Source organism: Mitsuokella sp. AF21-1AC, assembly GCF_003458855.1.
GTDB lineage: Bacteria > Bacillota > Negativicutes > Selenomonadales > Selenomonadaceae > Mitsuokella.
Genome location: NZ_QRVW01000002.1, coordinates 48,348 through 60,277, shown reverse-complemented (window position 1 = coordinate 60,277; position 11,930 = coordinate 48,348). Strand labels below are relative to the sequence as shown.

The window sequence follows — 11,930 nt, the reverse complement described above, 5'->3', positions numbered from 1 at the left end:
GAAAGAGGGTGTGTCGAATGGAGAAAGTCATCAAGATTGGTTTGCTGGGTTCTGGCACGGTAGGTTCCGGTGTCATCAAGGTGCTGGACATGAACCGGCGTCAGATTACCGAACGCGTCGGCACACCGATTCAGATCAAGACGGTTCTCGTGCGCGATCTTACGAAGCCGCGCCCGTACCTCAAGGACCTCAGGGTGACGGATGATATCGAGGAAATCCTGCGCGATGATGAGATTGATGTCGTCGTCGAGCTCATGGGTGGCCTGCATCCAGCACGCGAGTACATGCTGCGCGCCATGGAAGCCGGCAAGAGCGTCGTCACGGCCAACAAGGACGTCGTCGCGCAGTTCGGCAAGGACATGTTCGCGATGGCTGAACAGCACGATGTCGACTTCCTGTTTGAGGCCAGTGTCGGCGGCGGCATCCCGATCATCACGCCGCTCAAGCAGTGCCTGACGGCCAACCGCATCACGGAAATCATGGGCATCGTCAACGGCACGACGAATTACATGCTGACGAAGATGACGGAGTGCGGCTCAGACTACGACACCGTGCTCAAGGAGGCGCAGCAGAAGGGCTATGCTGAGGCCAATCCGTCGGCCGACGTCGACGGCCTCGATGCTGCGCGCAAGGCCGCAATCCTCGCGTCACTCGCGTTTAACACGCGCATCCAGCTCGAGGATGTGTCGGTCGAGGGCATCACGAAGATTACGCCCGACGATATCGAGTATGCAAAAGATCTCGGCTACGTCATCAAGCTCCTGGCTGTTGGCAAGGATTCGAAGGAGAACGGCGTCGATGTGCGCGTCCATCCGGTCTTTTTGCCCAAGAGCCACCCGCTCGCCTCGGTCAACGGCGTATACAATGCCATTTTCGTGCGCGGCAACGCCATCGGTGAGGCCATGTTCTACGGCCAGGGCGCAGGCTCCCTGCCGACGGCTTCGGCTGTCGTTTCGGACATTATCGATGTCTCGCGCGACATCGTCAACCGCACCTTCGGCCGCGTGCGCTGCACCTGCTATGAGAAGAAGACGCTGTGCCCCATCGACAAGACCGAGTCGTCGTATTACGTGCGCCTGCTCGTCGACGATAAGCCCGGCGTACTCGGCGCGATTGCGACGGCCTTCGGTGATGCCGGCGTCAGCCTCAAATCGGTCATCCAGACGCGTCGCAATGTCGTCGACCATGCGGAAATCGTCGCGGTCACGCATATTGTCGAGCATGCGCGCATCCAGTCGGCCCTGCGCGCGCTCCAGGCTTTGCCGGTGGTCGATGAGATCCGCAATGTCATTCGCGTCGAGAACGAACGGGGGTAAGTCATGGCTGAGAAAATGGTCCGGGTGCGCGTACCCGGCACGAGTGCCAACTGCGGCCCCGGCTTCGATACGCTGGGACTCGCGTGCACCATCTACAATGACCTCGAGCTGCGCCTGACGCGCGAGCCGGGGCTTTCCATCACGATGACGGGCGAGGGAGCAGCGAACATCCCGTGCGACGCGCGCAACATCGTCTGGCGTTCCGTTCAGTATCTTCTGCAGAAGGCCGGGCGCGACAAGGATTACCGCGGCGCCGTCATCCACATGGAGAATCATGTACCGCTCTCGCGCGGCCTCGGCAGCAGCGCGACGGCCATCGTCGCGGGACTCACAGCGGCCAATGCTCTTATCGGCAACCGCTTCAACCGTTATGAACTTCTGGAGTTCGCGACGGACATAGAAGGGCATCCCGACAACGTCGCACCGGCAATCTTCGGCGGCTTCACGGTCAATGCCGTGACCGACGGCCATGTCGACTGTTTCCATTTCCGCCCGAACTTTCGGCTGAAGCTCGTCGTGGCTGTGCCGGATTTCCCGCTCTCGACGCGCATGGCGCGCAAGGTGCTGCCCGAGGAGGTGCCGCTTAAGGATGCTATCTTCAACGTCGGCCGGGCGTCGATGCTCGTTGCGGCCCTGACGCGCGGCAATGAGCGCTTCCTGCGCCATGCCTTTGATGATGCACTGCATCAGCCGTACCGCGCGAAGCTCATCCCGGGTATGTACGACGTCTTCGCAGCGGCCCGTGCGGCCGGTGCCGCGGGCGCGACGCTCAGCGGTGCAGGCCCGTGCCTCATCGCCTACGTGCTTGAACGCCGCCATGTGGAGGAGGCCGTGGGCAAGGCCATGCAGGAGGCATTCCGCAAGCACGGCGTCAAGTCGCGCATCCTGACGCTCGACCTCGACACGCGCGGTGCGCATCTGCTGCGCAAATGACGGCGCGAGGCCATCAGGCATGCGCCATGATTCGCGGGACGCAATCAGAAGCAAGGAAAACGAAAGCTCTGCCAGCCGGCAGGGCTTTTCTTTAATATGAAAGGCAGGGATTCGATTGCGAGAAGCAGAATTTGCACAGAAGCTCCGGCAGGCGGGCGGACGTGTCTTCCTCGTCGGCGGCTGGGTGCGCGACAAGTGCCGCGGCGCCGTGCCGCACGACAAGGATTACATGGTGGCAGGGCTCACGGCCGCACAGGTGGAGGCGGTTTTGCCGGATGCCAGGCGCGTCGGGCATGGCTTTCCCGTCTACCTTGTGCCGATCGACGGGGCGGAATGTGAGGTCGCGCTCGCGCGCAAGGAGCGCAAGCAGGGGGCCGGCTACCGCGGCTTTGCGGTGGACTGCGACCCGGGCGTGACGGTGGAGGAGGACCTTTACCGCCGCGATACGACGATGAACAGCATGGCCCTTGAACTGCCGATGGGCAGCCTGATCGATCCGTACGGCGGCCGTGCGGACATTGAAGGGCACTGCATCCGCGCCGTCTCGCACCACTTTCTCGAGGATCCCGTGCGCGCGCTGCGCGCAGCGCGCCAGGCCGCGGAGTTCGGCTTCACGATTGAGCCGCAAACGCTTGCCTATATGCGTGCCTGCCGCGGGGAACTGGCCATGGAGCCCGCCGAGCGCATCGTCGCGGAACTGCGGCGGGCGCTCAAGGCCCCCGAGCCCTCGCGTTTCTTCCGGAGCCTCGAAGCGGCGGGCCTGCTCGCGGCCATCTTCCCTGAGCTTCACGCGCTCATCGGCAGGACACAGCCCGTGGCCTTCCATCCCGAGGGCGATGCCTTCGAGCACACGATGCTTGTCATTGACGCGGTCGCGCATCAGACGTCATCCATTCTCGCGCGCTTTGCGGCGCTCGTCCACGACCTCGGCAAGGGAACGACGCCGCGGGAGATGGAGCCGCATCATTACGGCCACGAGCAGCGCGGGCTCGACTGCCTCAGAAAATGGGACGCGCGCACGACGCTGCCGCGCCTCTGGCTCAAGGCAGGAGCCTTTGTCATCGAGCAGCACATGCGCGCGCCGCTTTTGACGAAGCCCGGCAAGATCGCACATCTCCTGCTCGCCGTCGACCGCAGCGTGCTGAGCCTTCCAGAATTCAATGCCGTCATCCTCGCGGACCATCACAGCCTGCCCGAGTATCTTGCAAACGGCAGTCGCTATCTCGCCGTGATGAAGGCTGTGCACGGAGACAAGGCGCCAGCGGGGCTTCAGGGGCCCGCCATCCGCGACTGGCTCTTCGGCGAGCAGGTACGGGCCCTGCGTATGGCCATGCCGGCGAAAGATTAATTTTTTGAATCAGGCAGGAGGTTGCCCATAAATATCGAATTAACTAAAATATAAGAAAATACTGCTTCAAGAGGTGATCATCATGGCATATATCATTCCTTATGAATCCAAAGCGCCAAAGATCGATCCGAGCGTATTCCTGGCGCCGACGGCCGTCGTCTCTGGCGACGTCGAGATTGGCGCAGGGTCCAGCCTCTGGTTCGGTACGGTGGTCCGCGGGGACTTCCAGCCCATCCGCATCGGCAAGAATACGAACATCCAGGACAATGCGACCGTCCACGTGATGTGGGATGCGCCGACGGAGATTGGCGACGGCGTCATCATCGGCCACAACGCGCTGATCCACTGCCGCAAGATTGGCAGCAACACGCTCATCGGCATGGGATCCATCATCCTTGGCTACACGGAAATCGGGGAAAATGTCGTGATCGGCGCGGGCAGCATGATCACGCAGCACCGGAAGATTCCGTCGAATTCACTCGTTTTCGGCAATCCGGCGCAGATTATCCGCGCGCTGCGTGACGATGAGATCGAAGCGCTGAAGAAATCCGCCTTGAGTTACAGCGAGGTGGCCAATCACTATCGGGCAGAAAAATTATAAGGGGATATCGATTCATGGAAAAAACACTTGTACTCATTAAACCAGATGCCTTTGACAAACATTACAGCGGTGATATCATCAAGCGCTACGAGCAGGAAGGCTTCCGCATTGTGGCGATGAAGCTCCTCAAGATGGATGAGCGCCTCGCGTCCATCCACTATGCCGAGCATATCGGCCGCCCGTATTACAAGGACCTCGTGGGCTTTATGACGTCGGGCCCGCTCATTGCGATGGTGCTTGAGGGCGAGAACGCGATTGCGCGCGTGCGCGAGATCAACGGCAAGACGAATCCGGCGGAGGCCGCCGAGGGCACGATCCGCAAGCAGTTTGCTGCTTCGGGCCGCCGCAACGCCGTGCATGCCTCGGACAGTCCGGCGAGCGCGAAGCGCGAGATTTCAATCTTCTTCAGCGAATGCGAGATTTACGATGGCACGTATGAGATCATGGACTGAGGCAAGTGTTTCACTCTTTTTTGAAAGGGAGTATGCAAATGTCGATTACAACGAAGACCGGCGACAAGGGGCAGACGAGCCTGTTCACGGGCGAGCGCGTCGAGAAGGGCTGCCTGCGCGTCGAGACGTACGGCACCATCGATGAGCTCGATTCGGTGCTGGCCATGGCCCGCGCGTTCGTCACGAAGGACGAGGTGCGCGAGCGCATCCACGAACTCCAGAAGACGCTGAGCCGCCTCATGGCCGATTACGCGAGCCTCGGCAGAGAGCCGCGCATCACGATGGAGGAGGTCCGGGCGATGGAAGACGATATGGCAGCCATCGAGGAGGACCTGCCTGAGATGACCGCATTCATCGTGCCGGGCGATACGCAAGGCGGCGCGATGCTCGACCATGCGCGCACGATTGCGCGCCGCGCCGAGCGCTGCAGCTGCCGGCTCGCCAAAGAGGAGCCAGTGGCCGAGAGCGACCGCCTCTTCCTCAACCGCGTGTCGGACTACTGCTTCCTGCTCATGCGCCTCGAGGAAGATGTCTACGCGGACAGCGATGACGAATGAGGGGCGCGGCCTGACCGCACGCCGGCAGTGCCGTACCTGTCACTGAAAAATCCCGCAGCCAGCCGGATAAAACGACTGGCTGCGGGATTTTTTGTGGTTTCTTGCAGGATTCTACCTGTATTCAGAGAATAAAGAATATATAAACTACGAATCCGAGGGGATTTTATGATACAGGAGGGATTGTCGATGAAATCATACAAGAGCACGAACTTACGCAATGTCGCGGTGATCGGTCATGGCAAGACGGGCAAGACGAGCCTGCTCGATGCCTGCCTCTTTAATGTCGGCGCAGCCAAGCGCCTCGGCAGTGTCGAGGACAAGACGAGTCTGCTCGATCATGAGCCGGAAGAGACGAAGCGCGGCATGACCATCAATATGAAGCTGGCCGCCTGCGAATGGCGTGACTATAAACTGAATTTCATCGATACGCCGGGGTATCCCGACTTTGTGGGCGATGTCAAGGGTGCTCTGCGCGCCGCTGACAGCGCACTCATCGTGATCTCGGCGCCGTCCGGCATCGAGGTCGAGACGGAAAAGGTCTGGCAGTACGCCGCCGACGAGGAGCTGCCGCGCGCGTTCTTCATCAACAAGATGGACCGCGAGCACGCCGATTTCCAGCAGGTCGTCGAGGAACTGCGCGTGCGCTTCGGCAGCGGCGTCGTGCCGGTCCAGCTGCCCATCGGCCAGGAAGCGGCCTTTCAGGGCGTCGTCGACCTGCTGGCCCTGCACATGAAGATCGTCACGCACGACGATGAGGACCTCATCGCCGACATCCCCGAGTACATTGAGGCGGATGTCGAGGCCGCGCGCCAGCAGCTCATCGAGTCCGTCGCGGAATTCAACAACGAATTGCTCGAGAAGTACATCGAAGGCAAGGAAATCACGGAGGTCGAGGTTACGGCGGCCCTCATCGAGGGCATCCAGGCCGGCAAAATCTTCCCGGTCTTCTGCGGCGCGGCCAAGGCCAATATCGGCGTCAAGAAGCTCATGAACGGCATTGTCGAGTATATGCCGACGCCGTACTTCAAGGTGGCAATCGGCACGGACCCGAAGGGCGGCGACCTCAAGGAACGCCATACGGAGGATGCGTTCTCGGCACAGGTCTTCAAGACATTCGTCGATCCCTTCGTCGGGCGCCTGAGCCTGCTGCGCATTCTTTCGGGCACGATGCGCGGCGATGCGTCGTATTATCATCCGAACCGCGACAACATGGAGCGCGTCGGCACGATCTTCACGATGCAGGGCAAGCGGCAGGAGAATCTTGCGCAGGCCGAGGCCGGTGACATCGTCGGCACGACGAAGCTGCAGTCCGTCAGGACGGGTGATACACTCTGCGACGCACAGGACGCCATCCTCTACGAGGCTGTTCCTTACCCCGAGCCGATGCTCGAGATGGCCGTGACGGCGAAGAAGAAGGGCGACGAGGACAAGGTCTTCGCAGCACTTGCCAAGCAGCAGGATGAGGACCCGACGATCTCGCTGCGCAAGAACCCGGCGACGGGCGAAACGCTTCTGAAAGGCATCGGCGAGGTGCACCTCGAGATCCTCGCCGACAAACTCCAGAGAAAGTTCGGCGTGGAGCTGCATCTCAAGAAGCCGCGCGTCGCGTACCGCGAGACAATCCGCAAGAGCGTCAAGGTCCAGGGCAAGCACAAGAAACAGAGCGGCGGCCACGGCCAGTACGGCGATGTCTGGCTCGAGATCAGTCCGCTCACGGCTGGCAGTGGCAATGAATTCACCGAGACGATCTTTGGCGGCAGCGTGCCGCGCCAGTACATCCCGGCTGTCGAGAAGGGCACGGCGGAGACGCTGGCCGCAGGCGTGCTCGCGGGCTATCCCGTCGTCGACGTCAAGGTCAATCTCTACGACGGTTCCTACCATCCGGTCGATTCGTCAGAGGCGGCGTTCAAGACGGCGACGGCCATCGCCATCCGCAAGGGCATCATGGAGGCCGACCCCATCCTGCTCGAGCCCATCGACATCATCACGATTGTCGCGCCGGAATACTACATGGGCGACATCATGGGCAAGCTCAACAGCAAGCGCGCCCGCATCCAGGGCATCGACAGCCGCGGCAAGGATATGGGCGAGGTCAAGGCCCAGATCCCCGAGGCCGAGCTCTACCGCTTCGCGACGGACCTGCGCTCGCTGACGCAGGGGCGCGGCCGCTATGAGCTGACGTTCTCGCATTACGAGGCCGTGCCCGAGAAGGACGCAGCGGCCATCATCGCCGAGAGTCAGCAGCGTGCCAAAGAATAAGTCAGAGAATATCAACGCCCGCAGCACGGTCATGGTCACGTGCTGCGGGCGTTTTGTGCGCTGCCGTCGCGTACGGGAGGTTGCAAAAAAAGAGGGATGATGGTAGTATGTAGAAAGTATGGCGCGTTTGCCATAAAATCTTAATAGAAAAGAGACTGACAAAATGGTTACATGGAAAAAGATTTGTGCGGGCATGCTCAGCGCTGCCCTGATCACGGGTGCTGCCGCGACGACGTTTGCCGCAGAGGAGCAGTCCGATAAAACGGTTACGCTCTACAATCAGCCGGGTGCTCCGCTGCCCGAGGCTCCGAAGGCTGCCACGACGACGGCCGCCGCGGTGCCGGCTGCGGCGAAGACGGCTGCGGCTGAGGCGCCGCAGAAGGTCGAGCTTGCCGACAAGCTCGTCATCAACCTTGCCGCCCGCTCGCTGGCCGCTGTCCGCGACAACAAGAAGGTAGCGCTCTATCCGATTGGCCCGGGCAAGACGTCGACGCCGACGCCGACGGGCTACTACAAGGTCATCAACAAGGAAGTCAACCCGACCTGGACGGACCCGGGCGATCCGGCCAACTCCATCCCGTCGGGTCCGAACAATCCGCTCGGCTACCGCTGGATCGGCATCGGCGGCAACTACGGCATCCACGGCACGAACCATCCGGATTCCGTTGGCCACTATGTATCGAACGGCTGCATCCGCATGCATGAGGAAGACGTCGAGAAGGTCTTCGACATGGTCGAAGTCGGCACGCCCGTTGAGATCACGTATAACCGCATTGTCGTCGAGAAAACGCCGGACAACCAGGTCGCTTACTACGTCTATCCGGACGGCTACGGCTGGCAGAATGTCACGGCCTCGGACGTCGAGAAATGGCTCGCTGGCTACGGTGTGGCTGATTTCGTCAACGATGCCGATGTCGAGCAGAAGGTCGCCGCTTCCGACGGCAACCCGAATTACGTCGCCAAGGTCTATCCGCTGTTCGTCAACGGCACGAAGCTCAAGGGCAAGGCCGTCGTACAGGACGATATCGTCTACCTGCCGGCCGTTGAGCTCGCACAGGCCGTGAAAGTCTCGCTCGGCTGGAAGCCGGAGGAGAAGGTCTTTCTGAGCACGTACGGCCAGGCCGTCGGCTATCAGAAGAAGGATACGCTTTACTGCAATTCCGATGATATCGGCACGCTCTATCACCTCGATGGCGGCCTCGACAAGAATGGCCAGTACGTCCTGAAGAACCAGTCTGCCGCCAAGACGGAGACGGCTGTGAAGGACACGGCTGCCGCTGCTGAGACGAAGGCTGAGAGCACGGTCAAGGCTGCTGAGACCAAGGCCGAGGCAAAGGCTGAGACGGCTGCCAAGACGGCCGTAGACAAGACTCAGGCAAAGTAAAAAGAGACGCATTCTTTTCTCCCGGTTCCGGCCTGGCGCATGTCAAGACGGGCCGGGAGATTTGTGTCATATCAACGGCATGAAGCGAATGGAACAGACAGAACAAGTCAATGGACAGGAAGGAACGGTGTGACCATATGGAGCAGGTGCAGGATAAGCAGCAGGCAAAAAAGGAGCGCTTTGTGGTGCTCGACGGCAGCAGCCTGATTTTCCGCGCGTTTTACGCCCTGCCGCCCTTGAGCGATGCGGCGGGCCAGCCGACGAATGCCATCTTCGGCTTTTCCAACATGCTGACAAAGCTCATTGCCGACTTGCAGCCCGACCTCATGGTGCTCGCATTCGACAAGAGCCGCCAGACATTCCGCACGGAACGGTTTGCCGATTACAAGGGCACGCGCGACAAGACGCCCGAGGAACTCTTGTCGCAGTTCCCGCTGCTGCGCGAGTTTGCCGCGGGCATGGGCATCCCGTTCCTCGAGAAGGACCGCTATGAGGCCGATGACATCATCGGCACGCTGGCGGTGCAGGCGGCGGAGAAGGATTACGACGTCATGGTCATCACGGGGGACCGCGACGCCCTGCAGCTCGTGCGGCCGAATCTGCGCGTGATGCTCACGAAGAAGGGCATCTCGGAGCTCAAGGAGTACGATGAAGCGGCCTTTACCGAGGAATACGGCTTTGCGCCGCTCGGGCTCATTGACCTCAAGGGCCTCATGGGCGATACGTCGGACAACATCCCGGGCATCCCGGGCGTCGGCCCGAAGACGGCCACGAAGCTGCTGCTGGCCTACGGCTCGCTCGAGGGCGTGCTCGCGCATGCAGAGGAAGTCTCGGGCAAGAAGCTCAAGGAGCGCCTGCTGACGTACGGCGAACAGGCGAGACTTTCCAAGGAGCTCGCGACTATTGAGCTTCATGTGCCGGAGCTCACATTCGAGCCCGAGCAGTGCCGGATGCAGCCGGATCTTGCCAAGCTGCGCGCATTCTGCGACAGCCACAACTTAAAGGCCGTCTGGACGAATGTAGAGCGGCTTTACGGCAAGGCTGAGGGCGCTTCTTCACCTGCGGTTCCCTCCTCAGGCGAGCCCATTGCGCTTGCGGCTGACGAGTGGTCTAAAGAGGACGTGGAAGAAAAGCTCACCGGCGCTTCGTATCTTGCCGTCTCGGGCATCTTTGCAGGCAAGGCCCCGTTTGAAACGCTGACGGGGCTTGCCATAGCGTCGCCGGAAGGCGGCCAGGGCTTCGTGCCGGCGGATGCTGCGGCCTTCCAAGAGCTCTCCCGGCGGCTGGAGCGGGCAAAGCAGCCCGTCTGCCTGCTGGGGCTCAAGCGCTATTACCATGCGGGCCTCGCGGCCGGGAACCATTTCGCGGATGCTGAGCTGGCGGCGTATCTTCTCGATCCCGAGCGCTCGCAGTATGCACTGCCGGAGCTCGTGCAGAAATACCTGCCGGGCGTCGCCGTGCCTGCCTCCTTTGCCGATGCGCGCGAGCAGGCGGTTTGGGAGGCCGCAGCGCTTTTGCGGCTCTATCCCGTGATTTGGGCGCGCCTTGAGGAGGAGGGCATGCGGTCCTTGCTCGAGGAGATTGAGCTGCCGCTCGTTGAGGTGCTCGCTGCCATGGAGCAGAACGGCGTTTTCGTCAACCGCAGCCATCTCGCCGCAAAGACGGCGGAGGTCGGCGAGAAGCTCGCCGTCATCCAGCAGGAGATTTACCATACGACGGGACTGGAATTCAATCTCAATTCACCGAAGCAGCTCGGTGTCGTGCTGTTTGAAGAGCTCGGGCTGCCGGCCATCAAGAAGACGAAGACGGGCTATTCGACGAATGCGGAGGTGCTGGCTGAGCTGCGCGGCGAGCATCCCGTCGTCGATGAGGTGCTGTCGTACCGCCTCTGGAGCAAGCTCAAGTCGACGTATCTCGACGGCATCGGGGAGCTCATCCATGAGGATACGGGCCGCGTCCACACGAGCTTCAATCAGACGGTGACGGCGACGGGCCGCCTCTCAAGCTCCGATCCGAATCTGCAGAACATCCCCGTGCGCACGGAGGAGGGACGCACGATCCGCGCGCTGTTCGAGCCGGGCCCGGGCTATGATTGCCTGTTGTCGGCCGATTATTCGCAGATTGAATTGCGGCTGCTCGCGCACATGTCGGGGGATGAGAATCTCATCGATGCGTTCTGCCGCAATCAGGATATCCATGCACGCACGGCTGCGGAAGTTTTCGGGCTGCCGCTCGATGAGGTGACGCCGGAGTTCCGCCGCCGGGCCAAGGCCGTTAATTTCGGCATTGTCTACGGCATCAGCGATTACGGCCTTGCGCGCGATCTGCATATTCCGCGCAAGGAGGCGGGCGCGTATATTACGCGTTACTTTGAGCGCTATCCGGGTGTGCGCCGCTTCATGGATCAGATGGTGGCGGATGCGCACGCCAAGGGGTATGTGACGACGATGTTCGGCCGCCGCCGCGATCTGCCGGCCATCAAGAGCCGCAATTTCAATCAACGGATGCTCGCGGAGCGCATGGCGATGAATTCGCCGATCCAGGGCAGTGCGGCCGACATCATCAAGCTCGCGATGATCGCCGCGTACCGCCGGCTGCGCGAGGCAGGGCTCAAGAGCCGTATCCTGCTGCAGGTTCACGATGAGCTGGTGCTCGAGGTGACGGAGCAGGAGCGCGCCGAGGTGGAGGCAATCCTGCACGAGACGATGGAGCATGTGGCAGAGCTCCGTGTGCCGCTCCTGGTCGATGTACACTGGGGCAAGGACTGGGCCGCGGCAAAATGAGCGCAGAAGGCGCTGCGAAATGTATTCCGGCTTCAGTGCGCAGCTGAATGTGAAAGGCGGGGACGAGGGAGCAACGCTGCGCGAAGTCGGCTGGCTAAAGGGATTTTTTCCTTTTCAACAAAGCCCGACGAACATGTGAAACGCGCGCTGCTTGAACGACGCATGTTCGTCAGGAAGCTGGCAAGGAAAAAATCCCTCCGCTCGGGCTAACAGAGAACGTAGCAAAATGCGCAGCCTTCCCCGCGCACGGGCGCGAAGCGCGGGATGCCGGGGGCATCCCTGGAGAAGGTGGCCCGA

Annotated in this window: 9 protein-coding genes; all 9 read left to right on the top strand. The window is 61.3% G+C overall.

Features of this window, described 5'->3' with window-relative positions; genetic code table 11:
• Positions 1–17: 17 nt before the first annotated feature.
• The 9 genes from DWX75_RS01150 to polA all read left to right on the top strand — a co-directional run bounded on the left by DWX75_RS01150 (position 18) and on the right by polA (position 11,633).
• Positions 18–1,316, top strand: coding sequence for a homoserine dehydrogenase (locus DWX75_RS01150; RefSeq protein ID WP_118014112.1), 1,299 nt, complete (start codon positions 18–20; stop codon positions 1,314–1,316).
• A 3-nt stretch (positions 1,317–1,319) separates the two neighbouring features.
• A complete protein-coding gene (gene thrB / locus DWX75_RS01145) occupies positions 1,320–2,249 on the top strand; it encodes a homoserine kinase (RefSeq protein WP_118014111.1) in 930 nt (309 codons plus the stop codon).
• A gap of 115 nt (positions 2,250–2,364) precedes the next feature.
• Complete coding sequence (locus tag DWX75_RS01140) at positions 2,365–3,597, top strand: HD domain-containing protein (RefSeq protein ID WP_118014109.1); 1,233 nt, start codon at positions 2,365–2,367, stop codon at positions 3,595–3,597.
• 82 nt (positions 3,598–3,679) lie between these two features.
• On the top strand, positions 3,680–4,198 hold the full coding sequence (locus DWX75_RS01135) for a gamma carbonic anhydrase family protein (protein WP_369974323.1): 519 nt from the start codon (positions 3,680–3,682) through the stop codon (positions 4,196–4,198).
• A gap of 14 nt (positions 4,199–4,212) precedes the next feature.
• Complete coding sequence (gene ndk / locus DWX75_RS01130) at positions 4,213–4,650, top strand: nucleoside-diphosphate kinase (RefSeq protein WP_118014107.1); 438 nt, start codon at positions 4,213–4,215, stop codon at positions 4,648–4,650.
• 38 nt (positions 4,651–4,688) lie between these two features.
• Complete coding sequence (locus DWX75_RS01125) at positions 4,689–5,207, top strand: cob(I)yrinic acid a,c-diamide adenosyltransferase (protein WP_118014105.1); 519 nt, start codon at positions 4,689–4,691, stop codon at positions 5,205–5,207.
• A 186-nt stretch (positions 5,208–5,393) separates the two neighbouring features.
• Positions 5,394–7,466 carry an elongation factor G gene (gene fusA / locus DWX75_RS01120; RefSeq protein WP_118014103.1) on the top strand — a complete coding sequence of 691 codons (2,073 nt, stop codon included), beginning with the start codon at positions 5,394–5,396 and terminating at the stop codon, positions 7,464–7,466.
• A 163-nt stretch (positions 7,467–7,629) separates the two neighbouring features.
• Positions 7,630–8,850 carry a L,D-transpeptidase gene (locus DWX75_RS01115; protein WP_118014101.1) on the top strand — a complete coding sequence of 407 codons (1,221 nt, stop codon included), beginning with the start codon at positions 7,630–7,632 and terminating at the stop codon, positions 8,848–8,850.
• A gap of 137 nt (positions 8,851–8,987) precedes the next feature.
• A complete protein-coding gene (polA, locus tag DWX75_RS01110; protein WP_118014099.1) occupies positions 8,988–11,633 on the top strand; it encodes a DNA polymerase I in 2,646 nt (881 codons plus the stop codon).
• The last annotated feature ends 297 nt before the right edge of the window (positions 11,634–11,930 follow it).

Bases quoted from the DNA above. Each gene is read 5' to 3' on its own strand.
- polA (WP_118014099.1), top strand. From the start codon at position 8,988: ATGGAGCAGGTGCAGGATAAGCAGCAGGCAAAAAAGGAGCGCTTTGTG.
- DWX75_RS01150 (WP_118014112.1), top strand. From the start codon at position 18: ATGGAGAAAGTCATCAAGATTGGTTTGCTGGGTTCTGGCACGGTAGGT.
- thrB (WP_118014111.1), top strand. From the start codon at position 1,320: ATGGCTGAGAAAATGGTCCGGGTGCGCGTACCCGGCACGAGTGCCAAC.
- DWX75_RS01135 (WP_369974323.1), top strand. From the start codon at position 3,680: ATGGCATATATCATTCCTTATGAATCCAAAGCGCCAAAGATCGATCCG.
- DWX75_RS01125 (WP_118014105.1), top strand. From the start codon at position 4,689: ATGTCGATTACAACGAAGACCGGCGACAAGGGGCAGACGAGCCTGTTC.
- fusA (WP_118014103.1), top strand. From the start codon at position 5,394: ATGAAATCATACAAGAGCACGAACTTACGCAATGTCGCGGTGATCGGT.
- DWX75_RS01115 (WP_118014101.1), top strand. From the start codon at position 7,630: ATGGTTACATGGAAAAAGATTTGTGCGGGCATGCTCAGCGCTGCCCTG.
- ndk (WP_118014107.1), top strand. From the start codon at position 4,213: ATGGAAAAAACACTTGTACTCATTAAACCAGATGCCTTTGACAAACAT.